Raw genomic sequence first — 13,991 nt, 5'->3', positions numbered from 1 at the left:
CTGTTCCTGCTTGATAGAATGCATTATTTTAACCCACCCATCCGTGACCTCATGCAGCCCGTCTACGAGGCCGACGACATCCTCGACGCCCACATCGTCAAAGACTATCTGGAACAGCACGGCCTGACCGTCCATGTCAGCGGCTACTACCTTCAGGGTGGCATCGGTCAGCTGCCGGTCAGCGGTCTGGTGCGCCTGTGGGTCGAGGACGAGGAAAGCGAGCAGGCGCGCAGGTTGCTGGAAGCCTACCGAAACACCTGAAACGGATGCGACGGTTTTTGTTGCTGCTGGCCTTTGCCGCCTGCTGCGCCGCAAGCCCCCAGCCCCGGATCCACATCCAGGGCGGCACGGAAGCGCTGCGGGAAAACATCCGGGCCCATCTCAACCTTTCCGACCAACCCTGCAACCTGCCCCCGGCGGGGCGGCAGCGGCTGCGAAAGCGCATCGCCAAGGAGGTGGATGCCGCCGCCCGGGCCCTGGGCTACTACCACGCCCGCATCGAAAAGCTGGCATTCCAGCGCAGCGGCGAGTGCTGGGAACTACTGCTGCAGGTCGATCCCGGCCCCCGGGTCCACATCGCCGCCGTCGATCTCCAGATCGAAGGAGAGGCGGCCGAAGATCCGGAGTTCGAACGCCTACGCCGCAACCTGCCCCTGCGCCCCGGCGATCCGCTCCGCCACGACCGCTACGAAGCGCTGAAGCTGACTTTCCAGAACCTGGCGCTGCGGCGGGGCTATTTCGACGCCCGCTTCCGGGTACACCGGCTTGAGGTGGACCCCCGCAGCAACCGCGCCTTCATCCGTCTGGTTTTCGATTCGGGCCCCCGCTACCGCATCGGCGCCATCGAAATCCGGCAGGACATCCTCGACCCGGACTTCGTGCGCCGCTATCTCAACGTGAAACCAGGCGATCCCTACGAGGCAGAACGCCTGGCCCTGTTGCACCGTCGCCTGAGCGACAGCGGTTATTTCACCGCCGTGCGGGTCAAAACCCACCCCCGGCCGCAACCAAGGCCGGAGGTGCCGGTGACCGTCACCCTGGAACCGCAAAAGCGCCGCCAGTACCGCTTCGGCCTCGGCTTCGACACCAACACCGGCCCCCGCCTGACCTTCAGCTACCAGGACCGCTACCTCAATCGCCGCGGCCACAGATGGAACAGCGACCTGCGGCTCTCCTTCATCGACGCCAGCCTGCGCGCCGGCTACCGCATCCCCCTGGCCGATCCCCTGCGGGAACACCTGCAGCTGGACGCCGGCCTGCGGCGTCAGAATCTGGACACTTTCACCTCGCATCAGGCCGCCCTCAACGCCGCTTACGTCCATCCCCGCGACCGCTGGAACGAGACCTTGTCCCTGAAACTCAACTACGAACGTTCGCGGACCGGCGGCGAGGATCCGGTCCAGTCCCTGCTGCTGCTGCCCCAGGCCAGCTGGAGCCGAAGGCAGGCCAAGGAGGTGAACGGCCGCATCACCCGCGGCTTCAAATTCGATTTCACTGTCCAGGGAGGCGCCACGCTGAGCGGGAACGCGGTCCAGTTCGGCCGCCTGCGGTTGTGGGGCAAATACGTCTGGCCGCTGCCCTGGCGGGCGCGCCTGGTGCACCGCTGGGAGATGGGAGCGCTGAAGTCGACCCGCTTTGCCAACGTGCCCGCCAGCTTCCGCTTCTTCGCCGGGGGCGACGACAGCATCCGCGGCTACGGCTACCAGCGCCTGGGACCCAGGAATGCGGAAGGCAAGGTGGTCGGGGGGCGTTATCTGGGCGTCATCAGCTGGGAATACGAGCAAATGGTCTGGGGCAACTGGGGGGTGGCGGCCTTTTTCGACGCCGGCAACGCCTACGATGGTTTCAGCGGGCTGGGGCGCGCCACCCGCTTCGGCGCCGGGGTGGGGCTGCGCTGGTTCTCTCCGGTGGGGCTGCTGCGTCTGGATCTGGCCACGCCGGTGATCCATGATGAAGCGGACCTGCGTATCCACTTCACCTTCGGGGCGCTGCTGTGAGACGACTGCTATTCAGCCTGCTGTTGCTGGTTCTGGGGCTGCCGGCGGCATTCCTGGGCCTTGCGGCCACCGAAGGGGGCACCCGGGCGCTGCTGCGACTGGCGGACCGGCTGCTCCCGGCTGTGGAAATCGGGCGGATCGAAGGCATCCTGCTAAAGACCCTCACCCTGGAGGAAGTGACCTACCACACCCCGGAGATTCAGGCCCGCAGCCGGCGGCTGGCGCTTTCCTGGCGGCCCCTGGATCTGCGCCGGCGCTGCCTCACCATCGAGCGCCTGACCCTGACCGACCCGGAAATCGTGCTGCCGGAGAGCGGGGAAGCGGCCGCAATCACCCTGCCGGCGGTGACCCTGCCCCTGAGGATCGAGCTCCGCGCCCTGGATGTCACCGGATTTGTCGTGCAGCAGGGAGAAAGCCGCACCGTGCTGGAGCGGCTCTCCCTGGCCGCCACTTTGGAGGGCAGCCGCCTGGATCTGACCCGTCTCGAGGGACAAATGGGCGCACTGACCTTGGCGGGCGGCGGGCGGCTGCGCCTCGAGGACGACTACCCCCTAAATATGGTAGCGGACTGGACCTACGCTGGAGAACCCAGCTTCCAGGGCCGGGCCATCCTACGGGGAAACCTGCGGCGGCTGGAACTGGACCACCGCTTCCAGGCCCCCTTCGCCGTCACCACCGCAGGAAGCATTCAGAATCCGTTGGAAACGCCGCAGCTGGACCTTGCCGGCGGCTGGGAACAGCTCGCCTGGCCGCCTGATGGCGGGGAATGGCGCGCCGGCGCCGGCCGCTACCGGCTCACGGGCACCCTGGAGGACTACCGCCTGAGTCTGCAGACCCAGGTGCGCGGCAAACAGCTCCCCCCCACCCGCATCGACCTGAGCGGCCGCGGCAATCTGGAATCCCTGACCTTCGATCCCCTGACGGCGGAAGGAAAATCAGGACACCTGACCATCCGGGGAAAAGTGGCCTGGCAGCCGGCGCTTGCCTGGCAGCTGACCCTGGAAGGCCGGGACCTGGACCCGGGCGTCTGGCGCCAGGACTGGCCCGGCCGGCTGTCCCTGACCGCCGCCGTCCAGGGCGCCCTGGCCCCGGTTCTGGCCGTGGAGGCGGACATCGAAACCCTCAGGGGCACCCTGCGCCGCCAGCCCCTGGAGGCCAAAGGGCGGATCCGCTACCGGAAAGGCGACCTCGAGGCCAAGGCGTTCCAGCTCGAGTGGGGCGGCAACCGCCTGCACCTGGAGGGCCGGGCCGGCGACCGCTTGGACCTGGGCCTGCAACTGGACGCCCCCCGCCTCGATCGCCTCGACCCCCGCCTGCGCGGCCGGGTGAGCGGCCGAGGCCGTCTCGAGGGGGAGCGCCGCCGCCCCCGGCTGACGGCGCAACTGAAGGGGCAAAATCTGTCCTGGGACCGCAGCCTCCGCATCGCCGTCCTGAACCTGGAGGCTGCAGGCCACCCTGACGACCCGGCCGGCCACCTCCGCCTAGAAATGCAGCAGCTCAGGCTCGACAACCTGACCTGGCAAGCGATCTCACTCACCGGCAGCGGCAGCCCGGCCGCCCACCGGCTGCGGCTCGAGGCCCGAAATCCCCAGGGGTTTGCCGTCATCACCGCCCGGGGCGGCTGGCGTCCCGGCGCTGCCGCCTGGGACGGAACCATCGAGCATGTTCCCTTGAGTCTGCTCCAACCCCTGCTGCCGGAAACCAAAATCCGGGGCGCTCTGACCGGGCGGTTCAGCTTTCGTCAGAGCGGGGAAAAACGCCGCGCCACCCTAGCCTGGCAGCTGGAGGAGGCCGTCCTGGAAACCGCCACCAGCACCGGCGCCCCTCTGCGCCTGGATCTTTCCAGCGGCAAGGGCGAGGCGGCGCTTGAAGACCCGTTTCTGCAGGCTGACATGGTGCTGCCCCTGCCCCAAGGCGGCCTCGAAGCCCACATCGAAACCCGCCTCGACACCCACGATCTGGAAGGCCGGGTCGGGGTGCGAGTCGGCAGCCTGGCCCCGCTTCAGGCACTCGTTCCCCGGCTGGAATCCCTTGAGGGCCGCCTGCAGGGCGAAACCTGGATCGCCGGCACCTGGGAACACCCCCGGCTGCGCGGCCGGCTGGATCTCACCGACGCCGCCACCACCGTCGCCGATGCCGGCATCCGTCTGGAACAGGTGGAAATCCACGCCACCGGCACCGGAGAGCGCATCGCGATCCGGGGCGGCGCAACCTCCGGCGGCGGCAGCCTGCGGCTGACAGGCATCTGGAATCCGCAGGACAGCCTGGCGAATCTGAACCTGCAGGGGGAACGCTTTCTGGCCGCCGACCTCCCCCAGGCCAAGGTCCGGATCTCCCCGGATCTGCGCCTGCACGCCAAAGGCGGCAAGATGGAAATAACCGGCCTGGTGCGCGTCCCCGAGGCCCGGCTGGTGATGCAAAAGACCCTGCTGCCGGGCCAGGAACCGGAGATGGTGACGGTTTCCGGTGACGAGGTGATCCTCGGCCGCCCCCCGCCCGCCAAACGCCCGCCCCTGAACCTGACCGCCCGCGTCCGCCTGGTTCTGGGAGAGGCCGTGTTCTTCGAAGGGTATGGCATCGACAGCCGCCTTAGCGGGGAGCTGCTGCTCACCTACCGCCCTCCATTGCCCCGGGCCGAGGGCACGATCCGGCTGGTGGACGGGAAATTCGCCGCCTACGGCCAGAAGCTGGCCATCGACTCGGGCCGCATCATCTTTTCCGGACCCATCGACAACCCGGCCATCGACCTCCGCGTCCGCCGCCGGATCCGGCGTGAAGGCATCACCGTCACCCTGGAGGTGACAGGTTTCGCCCGCGAGCCCAGAATCCGCATCGCCAGCGATCCGCCCATTAAGGAGGAAGAGGCCCTGGCCTGGCTGCTCACCGGCAGATCCCTCAAAAGGCTCAGGCAGCAGAACGGCGGCAGCGGCCGCCAGGCCCTGGTCCAGGCGGCCGCCTCCCTGGGTCTTGGCTATCTCCAGGATCTGGGGCTGGGACAGATCGCCCAGGTGGAATTCGAAGAAGGATTTTTGACCCTGGGCCGATATCTGACACCGACCCTGTACCTGGGTTATGCTTTCGACGTGTTCTCCGGTGCCGGGGAAATGCTGGTGCGTTACCGCCTGTGGCGCAACCTGCTCCTGGAGGGACGCGCCGGCCAGACCCGGAGCGTCGATCTTTTCTACACCCTTGAAACCGACTGATCCGACCACAATCTATAGAGAGGTTCGCCATGCGTATCGCCATCCTTGCCTTCCTGCTGCTGACCTTGGCCGCCTGCAGCAAGGTGACGCCGGAAAATTACGACAAGCTCGAGCTGGGCATGACCTGGCAGGAAGTCGTACAGTTGCTCGGGGAACCGGACCGGTGCGAGGCGGTCCTCAACGCCAAAAGCTGCACCTGGCAGGAAGGCGAACGGAAGATCACGGTACGTTTCATCGGCGATCAGGTGGTGCTGTTTTCAAGCGAAGGGCTGTAAAAATTTATGGAATACAAGGACTATTACAAAATCCTGGGGGTTTCCCGGGATGCCTCCCAGGACGAGATCAAGCGCGCCTACCGCAAGCTGGCGCGCAAGTACCATCCGGACGTGAGCAAGGAGCCGGACGCCGAGGAGAAGTTCAAGGAAGTCAACGAAGCCTACGAAGTCCTCAAGGACCCGGAAAAACGCAAGGCTTACGACCAGTTCGGCGCCCACTGGAAGGAAGGTCAGGGGTTCCAGCCGCCGCCGGGCTGGGAGGAACAGTTCGGCTTCGGCGGCGGGGGCTACACCGAGGGGGGCCGGACCGCCGACTTCAGCGAATTCTTCGAGGCGCTCTTCGGGGGCGGTGGCTTTCGCCGCGGCCGGGCCCGGAGCGGATTCCGCATGCGGGGGGAAGACTTGCACGCCAAGGTTTACATCGATCTTGAGGATGCCTATCGCGGCGCCACCCAGACCCTGACCCTGAGCGTGCCGGAGGTCGATCCGGCCACCGGCCGCCTGGTGGACAAGCAGAAGCGTCTGCAGGTCAAAATCCCCAAAGGCATCCGCGAGGGCCAGAAGATCCGCCTCGCCGGCCAGGGCGCCCCGGGCATGGGCGGAGGACCTGCCGGGGATCTGTATCTGGAGGTCCACTTCAAGCCCCACCGCTGGTTCAAGGTGGAGGGCAAGGACATTTACCTGGACCTGCCCGTCACCCCCTGGGAGGCGGCGTTGGGCGCCAAGGTGCCGGTGCCGACCCTGGAAGGCAAAGTGGAATTGAGGATTCCGCCCGGTTCCCAGACCGACCGCAAACTGCGCCTCAAGGGCAAGGGGCTTCCGGGGACGCCTGCGGGGGATCAGTACGTGATCCTCAAGATCCACACCCCGCCGGCGGACACCGAGGACAAGAAGCGCTTCTACGAGGAGATGGCCCGCAAGATGCCGTTCAACCCGCGTCAAGGCATGGGGGTGTAAGCGATGCTGCAGGAAAAGGTTTTCACGGGCGTGATCCTGGACGAGAACTTCCGCATCACCCTGGTGGAGGTGTGCCGGATCTTCGAGGTCAGCGCCGAACGCGTGATCGAGCTGGTGGATCAGGGCGTGCTCGAACCCCAGGGCGGACCGGAACCGACCCAGTGGTGGTTCGACGCCGTCGCCTTCGAGCGCCTGCGCACCGCTCTGCGGCTGGCGCAGGACCTGGGGGTCAATCCTCCCGGCGCCGCCCTGGTGCTGGATCTGCTGGAGGAACTGCGCCGCACCCGGCGCTGACGAAAAAGGCCGGGGAACCCCCGGCCTTTCCGCTTCGGATCGTTCCGCGTCTCAGGTACGGAACTGATTGACCGCCTGATTGAGATTTTCGGCGTCTTCCCGCAGGGAAGCGACCGCCTGGCGGGTTTCCTCCATCCGGGCGCAGGTTTCCTCCACGCCTTCGCTGATGCCGGCGACGTTCCGGCTGACCTCAGCGCTCACCATGCTCTGCTCTTCGACGGCGCTGGCGATCTGGGTGTTCATCTCCCGCACATCGTTCATCATCCGGGTGATGCTTTCCAGCACGGTGTTGACACCGTGGGCTTCCTCCTTGCTGGCCTGGGCCTGTTCCTTGCTCTGGTCGATGACGCCCACCGCCTGACGGGCGCGGTTGCGCAGGCGTTCGATGGTGCTTTGGATCTCGGCGGTGGATTCTTGGGTCCGGCTCGCCAGGGTGCGGACCTCCTCGGCCACCACTGCAAAGCCCCGGCCCTGCTCCCCGGCCCGGGCCGCTTCGATGGCGGCGTTCAGCGCCAGCAGGTTGGTCTGATCGGCGATGTCGCCGATGATCTTCAGCACCTCGCCGATGCTGTCGCTGTCCTTCTCCAGCTCCTTGAGCACCTGGGCTGCCTTGTCCACCTCCACGGCCAGCCGGTCGATCTTCTCGATCGCCGCCAGCACCACCTGCCGGCCAGCCTGGGTTTCCTGGTCGGTCGCCTGCGCGTTTTCCGCCGCCTTCGCGGTATTCTCGGCGATCTCCTGAACCGCGGCCGACATCTGCTCCATCATCGTCACCAGGTGCTGGATCTCCCCGCGCTGGCAGGTTGCCCGCTCGCCGGTTTCGGCCGACACTTTATGAAGATTCTCGCTTTCCTGGGCCAGATTATGGGCCGAGTCCTGCACCGTCAACACTGTGTTGCGCAGCTTCTTGACGAACTGATTGAAGCTGTGTGCGATCCAGGCGAACTCGGTGTTGCCCTTGACCTCCAGGCGGGCGGTGAGATCGCCGCTGCCGCCGGCGATATCCTGAAGCTTCAGCCCCAGCTGGGTGAGAGGCTCGACAACCATGCGTTTGGCGGTGAAAAACAGGCTGCCGCCCACCAGCAGCGCCGCCAGCCCGATCAGGCCGATTGCCTTCCAGAGGTTGGCGGCGATGACGGCATCACTGTCGTCAAGGGGAGAGATGATCTCGAAAGCGCCGTGCAGATCGCCGGCCCTTTTGCCTTCCATCGGATAACCGAGAACGTCCTTGCCGTCGTCGCGCCCCCACAGCGCCAGGGAATTGCGCGGATCCCCGTGGCAGACCAGACATTGCTGTTGCAGCCGCACCGGGCGGAAATAATGCAGGGTGTTGGTTTTCTCGTCCACCACCTGATAAGCCTGAGCCTCCGGGTGCTGCTTGAAATAGGCCAGCGCCTCGGCCTCCAGGGCGTCAGGCGCGTTGGCGGGGTTGCGGGGGTTGTGGCGCGGGGTGCGCAGGCGGTAGCCGTTGGCAGCGGAGTTTTTGCGAATCATCTCCCAGGCGTTGACGATGGGCACAGTGGCAAGAATTTTCTGTTTGGCCTCGTCCCCGGGCAGGGCGGTAAACTGGCGCAGCATTTCCGGGCTGAAAATCCCCATTTCCCACTGCCTGGCGATCTGATCCGTGGCCGCCTCCGCCGTCTCGATCACGTTCTGGGCCATGCGCACCTCGGATGCGATGGCCGCCTCGCGCTGCTGTCTGGCATACATCCATAACAACACCACCGATACCGTGAGGATCAGTCCAAAGACCACGAACACCAGGCGCATGCCGACGGAATTCCAGTTCATCTTTTTTACCTCGTTGGGAAGTTCAATCTCGCTATGACAACAAGCATAGTCAAAACCCGGCAGATTTCCGGCCATACCGGTACAATCTCTCGGCCATCCATCAACGAACTTGAGGAGAATGACAGATGAGCACCCTGGAACAGCTGCGTCACGGCATCCAGCACGCCGTGGCATCCCTTGCCGAAGGCTGGCAGCAACTGAAGGAGCGCGCCGGCCACGCCCTGACCCGCTTTGCTCACCACCGCCGGGGCGACGGCCCCGAGCAGCAGCTGATGGCCGATGCTTCCCGCTGGGGCCTGATCCCTGCGGAGGTGAAGGAAGAAAAGGACAAATTGATCGTACGGATGGAAATCCCCGGCATGGAGCCGGATCAGTTCGACATTCAGATCGTCGGCGACACCCTGGTGGTGCGCGGCGAGAAACTGGCGGAACGGGAGGAAAGCGGCGGCCACTATTATCTGCTGGAACGCGCCTACGGCGCCTTCGAACGCGCCATCCCCCTGCCGGTGCCGGTGGACGAAAACCGCGCCGAGGCCCGCTACCGCAACGGGGTGCTGACCCTGGTGCTGCCCAAGGCCAGCGGCCATCTCAGCCGCCGAATTCCGATCCGGACGGCGTAAAGCGCAAAGATCCCGCCGCATAGCGGCGGGATCTTTTCAGCCGACCGAAGACAACGGCTCGACCTCGGCCTCGATCCGCCGTGCCGACTTGCGCCGCGCCACCCGCAGCTCGTAGTCTTTCTGCAGATTGAGCCAGAATTCCGCAGTCGTGCCGAAATACCGCCCCAGGCGCAGCGCGGTGTCGGCGGTGATCGAGCGGGTCCCTTTGAGAATGGCGGTGATCCGGTTGGGGGGAACCCGGATGGCGCGGGCCAGGGCATTGGCCGACAATCCCAACGGCTCCATGAATTCCCGACGCAATATGTCACCGGGCGTGCTGAGCGAAATCTCTTCCCCGGTCGTCACCTCGGAAAAGTCGGTCTTGGAAAGTTCCTCAAGCGAAATGCTCATCGTTGAACCTCAATGGTAATCGGTGATTTCCACATCCCAGGCATGACCTGCCTCCCACCGGAAACAGATGCGCCACTGACGATTAATCCGGATACTGTGCTGACCCGCGCGTTCGCCCTGTAACGCTTCCAGTCGGTTGCCAGGCGGAATCCGCAAGTCATCCAAGGATGCCGCGCTGTGAATCAGCCTCAATTTGTCCAAGGCTCGGGATTGTATCGATCGCGGCAGACCGGCGACGAAATATCCCTGAAAGATTGCTGCCGTCTTCTTGTCCCGGAAGCTGCGAATCATGTGCGGGCCATTTCATTATCCATTATGTAATGGATAATACGTATTACGACTGTTTACTGCAACCAGACTGAGCCTTGCATATTTCCATAACGGCTAATCCCCAACCGCCCGAATCCCCCGCAGCGTCTCGAACGACACCCGCCTGGCCGTCTCCAGAAATCCCTTCACATAGGCCAGTTCCCTCTCGCTTTCGCGCACCGCCGCGTACAGCGTTCCCCACAGCGGCTGCGGTCCCAGGGGCCGGGCGGCAACGTAGTCGCGCGCCAGGTATTCCGCCAGGGCCCAGTTGGGCAGTACGCAAACCCCGCGGCGACTGGCCACCAGCTGCAGCATCATCGCCGTCAGCTCGCAGGTGCGCTGGGCCGCCGGCTGCACCCCGGCCGGGTCGAGGAAATTGCGGAACACGTCGAGGCGCTGGCGTTCCACCGGATAGGTGATGAGGGTCTGGTACGCCAAGTCCTCGGGCGCGATCCAGTCCTTGCGGGCCAAAGGGTGGTCCTTGGCCACCGCCAGCAGGGCCTGGAAGGCGAACAGCGGCTCATAGGCGATGCCGGCCAGAGGCTGCGGGTCGGAGGTCACCACCCAGTCCACGTCGCCGCGCAGCAGCGCCGGCAGCGGCTCGAAGCTGAACCCCAGGGTCAGGTCCATCTCCACCTCCGGCCACTCGGTCCGGTAGGCATCCATGGTGGGCAGCAGCCATTCGAAACAGCTGTGACACTCGATGACGATGAACAGCCGTCCCGCCTGTCCGCCGCCCAGGCGCGCCAGGTCGCGCTCGGCCGCCTCGACCTGGGGCAACACCTGTTCGGCCAGATCCAGCAGGCGGCGGCCGGCCGGGGTGAAGGTCACGGGCCGGCTCTTGCGGATCACCAGCGCCACGCCGAAGCGCGCCTCCAGCACCCGGAGCTGATGGGACAGGGCCGACTGGGTCAGATGCAGGCGGCGGGCGGCGGCCACCAGGCTGCCGGTCTGCTGCAGGGTCTTGAGGGTGCGCAGGTGCTTGAGCTCCAGATACATGAATCCGTCTCACTTAAATCTGAGAAATCATCAATTGTACTCATAAACCGAAGGGGCGATACTGTTGGCCGGTTTCAATACGACTAGGATACACCCATGACCTGCGCCCACATTCTCGGTTTTCCCCGCATCGGCCTGCGTCGGGAGATGAAACAGGCGGTCGAGGCCTATTGGAATGGCGACATCGACCGCGCCGAACTGCAGCGCACCGGCACCGGGCTGCGCCGCCGCCACTGGCAGCTCCAGCAGGACACCGGCCTCGACTTTATCCCCGTAGGCGACTTCAGCTGGTACGACCACGTCCTCGACACCACCGCCCTGCTGGGAGCGGTGCCGCCTCGCTTCGAACATCCCGGCGGCGAGGTGGACCTGGACACCTACTTCCGCATGGCCCGTGGCCGCGCCCCCACAGGCAGTCCGCAGCCGGCCTGCGAAATGACCAAGTGGTTCGACACCAACTACCACTACCTGGTCCCGGAACTGCACCCGGACATGGCTTTCGCCGTCTCCTCGGCCAAACTGTTCGACGAACTGGCGGAAGCCCGCGCAATCGTCGGCGACAAGGCCCGGCCGGTGTTGCTCGGGCCGCTTTCGTGGCTGTGGCTGGGAAAGTGTCAGGGGGAAACATTCGACAAACTGACCCTTCTCGACCGGCTGCTGCCGGTCTACGGTGAGATCCTCCAGCGCCTCCAGACCCAGGGGGCCGCCTGGGTGCAGATCGACGAGCCGATTCTCGCCCTGGACCTGCCCACAGCCTGGCGCGCCGCCTTCTCCCGCGCCTACCACACCCTGCAAGTGCCGGGGCTGAAGTTGCTGCTGGCGAGCTACTTCGGCCCCCTGGCGGACAATCTCAGGACCGCCTGCGACCTGCCGGTGGCCGGCCTCCACGTGGATGCAGTGCGGGCGGCGGGGGAATTGAACCTGGTGGCCGACTGGCTGCCGGCCCACAAGGTGCTGTCGGTGGGGATCATCGACGGCCGCAACATCTGGCGCACCGATCTGGACCGGGCGCTGGAAATCCTCGAACCGCTGCGGCAACGTCGCGGCGATGCGCTGTGGGTCGCCCCCTCCTGTTCCCTGCTCCACGTGCCGGTGGACCTGGCGGTGGAATCCAAGCTGGACGGGGAACTGAAAAGCTGGCTTGCGTTTGCGGTGCAGAAGATCGAAGAAACCGTCACCCTCAAACGCGCCCTGAGCGAAGGCCGCGATGCCGTCGCCGAAGTCCTGGAAACCAGCCGCCGGGCGCTGGCCTCGCGCCGGAAATCCGCGCGGGTGACCCGGCCAGAGGTGCGCGAGCGGCTGCAGAACCTGCCCGCCGACCAGCGCGCCAACCCCTATCCGGTGCGGCGCCAGGCCCAGCGTGCCCGGTTGCAGCTGCCGCTTCTGCCCACCACCACCATCGGCTCCTTTCCCCAGACGCCGGAGATCCGCCGCACCCGCCGCGCCTTCAAAAACGGCGACATCGGGGAGGCCGAATACGTCGATTTCATGCGCCGCCAGATCGCCTTCGTGGTGGAGAAGCAGGAAGGCTACGGCCTGGACGTGCTGGTCCACGGCGAACCGGAGCGCAACGACATGGTGGAATACTTCGGCGAACAGCTCGACGGCTTCGCCTTCACCGAAAACGGCTGGGTCCAGTCCTACGGCTCGCGCTGTGTCAAGCCGCCGATCATCTACGGCGACGTCGCCCGTCCCAGGGCGATGACGGTGGACTGGATCACCTATGCCCAGTCGCTCACCACCAGGCCCATGAAGGGGATGCTAACCGGTCCTGTTACCATGCTGCAGTGGTCCTTCGTGCGCGACGACCAACCGCGCCGCGACACCTGCCTGCAGATCGCCTTGGCGCTTCGCGACGAGGTGCTGGATCTGGAACAGGCCGGCATCGGCGTGATCCAGATCGACGAGCCGGCCCTGCGCGAGGGGCTGCCCCTGCGCCGGGGGGACTGGGACGCCTATCTGGACTGGGCGGTGCGCAGCTTCCGCATCGCCGCCGCCGGCGTCCGCGACGAGACCCAGATCCACACCCACATGTGCTACGCCGAGTTCAACGACATCATCGAGCACATCGCCGCCCTGGATGCCGACGTCATCACCATCGAAACCTCGCGCTCGAAGATGGAGCTGCTCGACGCCTTCGCCGACTTCGAATACCCCAATGAGATCGGCCCGGGCGTCTATGACATCCATTCCCCCAACATCCCGACGGTCGAGGAGATGGTCGCGCTGCTGGAGAAGGCAGCGGAGAAGATTCCGGTCGCGCGCCTGTGGGTCAACCCCGACTGCGGCCTCAAAACCCGCCGCTGGCCCGAGGTGGATGAAGCCCTGACCCGGATGGTGGCAGCGGCCAGACTGCTGCGCGAGCGTTACGGGATCTGACCTCAGCACGCAGAGGCGCAGGGCGGCTTACAGGGCTGCCCTGCGCTCCCTTACTCCTCCCCCGTCATCTGCCGGTACCATTCCCAAAGATCCCTCATCGCCCGCCAGCCGGCGAAGATCACCACCGGGGTGATGAGCGCCTCCTGCCAGCCCACCCAGCCCGGTGTCTCGTCGGTGAGGACGATGAGGATCCAAGTGGCCACCAGCAACAGGATCGAGGTCAACACCCGCCCGAACATGGCATTCTCCGCAGTTTCTTCACCTACCCGTCTGGATAACAAACCTACACAACGGTTCCGGCCTGTCAAGAGCCGGATTGTCCCTGCAGCAAGGGCAACAATTCCCCCAAAAGCCTGCGCTCACCTTCCATGATGCGTTCACGCAGACTATATGGATAACGGGTGACGCAGGCGGCGGCAATGTCGATACAGTATTCCAAAATCCGCCCGGCCTTGTCTGCCATCTCCCCACTGGAGCGGCGCCGCACCCGGTGGCAGGCAATGGTGCGCAACTTCGCCAGCAACGCTTGGGGCGGTCTGCGGCGGGCAAATCGATCCATGAAATTCTCCAGATCCCGCTCAGTTACGGCCTGATAGCCCAGCAACCCGTTGAGTTCCTCCATGTGACGACGGGCGAACGCCTCAAGTATCCGCAGTTCCGCCTCTTGATTGTGGCCCTCGGCCCAGACCATCTCCACCAGCGGAATCAGATCAAGAAAATACAGGTCACCATCCTTTAGGCCATAGGCCGTGAACAGCCGCGACAACGCCTCAGCCT

General features: G+C 65.4%; 14 protein-coding genes. 8 read left to right on the top strand and 6 right to left on the bottom strand.

What is annotated here, in order from left to right:
• The first annotated feature begins 51 nt into the window (after window positions 1-51).
• Genes MCIT9_RS06270 through MCIT9_RS06245 form a run of 6 tightly spaced genes read left to right on the top strand, consistent with a single transcriptional unit; the run spans window position 52 to window position 6,726 of the window.
• Entirely contained in the window at window positions 52-261 is a 210-nt protein-coding gene (locus MCIT9_RS06270) for a putative signal transducing protein (RefSeq protein ID WP_317706549.1), read from the top strand.
• A 5-nt stretch (window positions 262-266) separates the two neighbouring features.
• Window positions 267-1,997, top strand: coding sequence for an autotransporter assembly complex protein TamA (locus tag MCIT9_RS06265; protein WP_317706548.1), 1,731 nt, complete (start codon window positions 267-269; stop codon window positions 1,995-1,997).
• Window positions 1,994-5,200 carry a translocation/assembly module TamB domain-containing protein gene (locus MCIT9_RS06260; RefSeq protein ID WP_317706547.1) on the top strand — a complete coding sequence of 1,069 codons (3,207 nt, stop codon included), beginning with the start codon at window positions 1,994-1,996 and terminating at the stop codon, window positions 5,198-5,200. The genes MCIT9_RS06265 and MCIT9_RS06260 overlap by 4 nt, the downstream gene beginning before the upstream one ends.
• 29 nt (window positions 5,201-5,229) lie before the next feature.
• Entirely contained in the window at window positions 5,230-5,475 is a 246-nt protein-coding gene (locus MCIT9_RS06255) for a hypothetical protein (protein WP_317706546.1), read from the top strand.
• 6 nt (window positions 5,476-5,481) lie between these two features.
• Entirely contained in the window at window positions 5,482-6,432 is a 951-nt protein-coding gene (locus tag MCIT9_RS06250; RefSeq protein ID WP_317706545.1) for a DnaJ C-terminal domain-containing protein, read from the top strand.
• 3 nt (window positions 6,433-6,435) lie between these two features.
• The gene (locus tag MCIT9_RS06245) at window positions 6,436-6,726 is read left to right on the top strand and encodes a chaperone modulator CbpM (protein WP_317706544.1); all 291 of its coding nucleotides are present in this window, start codon (window positions 6,436-6,438) and stop codon (window positions 6,724-6,726) included.
• A gap of 51 nt (window positions 6,727-6,777) precedes the next feature.
• On the opposite strand, the gene MCIT9_RS06240 is transcribed toward MCIT9_RS06245, so the two are convergent.
• On the bottom strand, window positions 6,778-8,517 hold the full coding sequence (locus MCIT9_RS06240; protein ID WP_317706543.1) for a methyl-accepting chemotaxis protein: 1,740 nt from the start codon (window positions 8,515-8,517) through the stop codon (window positions 6,778-6,780).
• 125 nt (window positions 8,518-8,642) lie between these two features.
• Between MCIT9_RS06240 and MCIT9_RS06235 the strand changes: the two genes are divergently transcribed.
• Window positions 8,643-9,137 carry an Hsp20/alpha crystallin family protein gene (locus tag MCIT9_RS06235; protein WP_317706542.1) on the top strand — a complete coding sequence of 165 codons (495 nt, stop codon included), beginning with the start codon at window positions 8,643-8,645 and terminating at the stop codon, window positions 9,135-9,137.
• A gap of 36 nt (window positions 9,138-9,173) precedes the next feature.
• Here the strand turns inward: MCIT9_RS06235 and MCIT9_RS06230 are convergent, their stop codons facing one another.
• The 3 genes from MCIT9_RS06230 to MCIT9_RS06220 all read right to left on the bottom strand — a co-directional run bounded on the left by MCIT9_RS06230 (window position 9,174) and on the right by MCIT9_RS06220 (window position 10,835).
• A complete protein-coding gene (locus MCIT9_RS06230) occupies window positions 9,174-9,527 on the bottom strand; it encodes a HigA family addiction module antitoxin (protein WP_317706541.1) in 354 nt (117 codons plus the stop codon).
• Window positions 9,528-9,536: 9 nt separating this feature from the next.
• Complete coding sequence (locus tag MCIT9_RS06225) at window positions 9,537-9,818, bottom strand: type II toxin-antitoxin system RelE/ParE family toxin (protein WP_317706540.1); 282 nt, start codon at window positions 9,816-9,818, stop codon at window positions 9,537-9,539.
• A gap of 93 nt (window positions 9,819-9,911) precedes the next feature.
• Complete coding sequence (locus MCIT9_RS06220) at window positions 9,912-10,835, bottom strand: LysR family transcriptional regulator (RefSeq protein ID WP_317706539.1); 924 nt, start codon at window positions 10,833-10,835, stop codon at window positions 9,912-9,914.
• A 96-nt stretch (window positions 10,836-10,931) separates the two neighbouring features.
• Here MCIT9_RS06220 and metE point away from each other — a divergent pair, with 96 nt between their 5' ends.
• A complete protein-coding gene (metE, locus tag MCIT9_RS06215) occupies window positions 10,932-13,214 on the top strand; it encodes a 5-methyltetrahydropteroyltriglutamate--homocysteine S-methyltransferase (RefSeq protein WP_317706538.1) in 2,283 nt (760 codons plus the stop codon).
• 50 nt (window positions 13,215-13,264) lie between these two features.
• On the opposite strand, the gene MCIT9_RS06210 is transcribed toward metE, so the two are convergent.
• Both MCIT9_RS06210 and MCIT9_RS06205 read right to left on the bottom strand, forming a co-directional pair.
• Window positions 13,265-13,453: a hypothetical protein gene (locus MCIT9_RS06210; protein ID WP_317706537.1), complete on the bottom strand. Its 189-nt coding sequence runs from the start codon at window positions 13,451-13,453 to the stop codon at window positions 13,265-13,267.
• 65 nt (window positions 13,454-13,518) lie between these two features.
• Complete coding sequence (locus MCIT9_RS06205; protein ID WP_317706536.1) at window positions 13,519-13,980, bottom strand: hypothetical protein; 462 nt, start codon at window positions 13,978-13,980, stop codon at window positions 13,519-13,521.
• Between the last annotated feature and the right edge of the window lie 11 nt (window positions 13,981-13,991).

The sequence above is a fragment of the Methylomarinovum caldicuralii genome (assembly GCF_033126985.1).
GTDB classification, from domain to species: Bacteria; Pseudomonadota; Gammaproteobacteria; order Methylococcales; family Methylothermaceae; genus Methylohalobius; species Methylohalobius caldicuralii.
This window is presented reverse-complemented; position numbering and strand designations above follow the sequence as displayed.

Coding starts and splice junctions, on each gene's coding strand:
- MCIT9_RS06270 (WP_317706549.1), top strand. CDS start 52: ATGCAGCCCGTCTACGAGGCCGACGACATCCTCGACGCCCACATCGTC.
- MCIT9_RS06265 (WP_317706548.1), top strand. CDS start 267: ATGCGACGGTTTTTGTTGCTGCTGGCCTTTGCCGCCTGCTGCGCCGCA.
- MCIT9_RS06255 (WP_317706546.1), top strand. CDS start 5,230: ATGCGTATCGCCATCCTTGCCTTCCTGCTGCTGACCTTGGCCGCCTGC.
- MCIT9_RS06250 (WP_317706545.1), top strand. CDS start 5,482: ATGGAATACAAGGACTATTACAAAATCCTGGGGGTTTCCCGGGATGCC.
- MCIT9_RS06245 (WP_317706544.1), top strand. CDS start 6,436: ATGCTGCAGGAAAAGGTTTTCACGGGCGTGATCCTGGACGAGAACTTC.
- MCIT9_RS06240 (WP_317706543.1), bottom strand. CDS start 8,517: ATGAACTGGAATTCCGTCGGCATGCGCCTGGTGTTCGTGGTCTTTGGA.
- MCIT9_RS06235 (WP_317706542.1), top strand. CDS start 8,643: ATGAGCACCCTGGAACAGCTGCGTCACGGCATCCAGCACGCCGTGGCA.
- MCIT9_RS06230 (WP_317706541.1), bottom strand. CDS start 9,527: ATGAGCATTTCGCTTGAGGAACTTTCCAAGACCGACTTTTCCGAGGTG.
- MCIT9_RS06225 (WP_317706540.1), bottom strand. CDS start 9,818: ATGATTCGCAGCTTCCGGGACAAGAAGACGGCAGCAATCTTTCAGGGA.
- MCIT9_RS06220 (WP_317706539.1), bottom strand. CDS start 10,835: ATGTATCTGGAGCTCAAGCACCTGCGCACCCTCAAGACCCTGCAGCAG.
- metE (WP_317706538.1), top strand. CDS start 10,932: ATGACCTGCGCCCACATTCTCGGTTTTCCCCGCATCGGCCTGCGTCGG.
- MCIT9_RS06210 (WP_317706537.1), bottom strand. CDS start 13,453: ATGTTCGGGCGGGTGTTGACCTCGATCCTGTTGCTGGTGGCCACTTGG.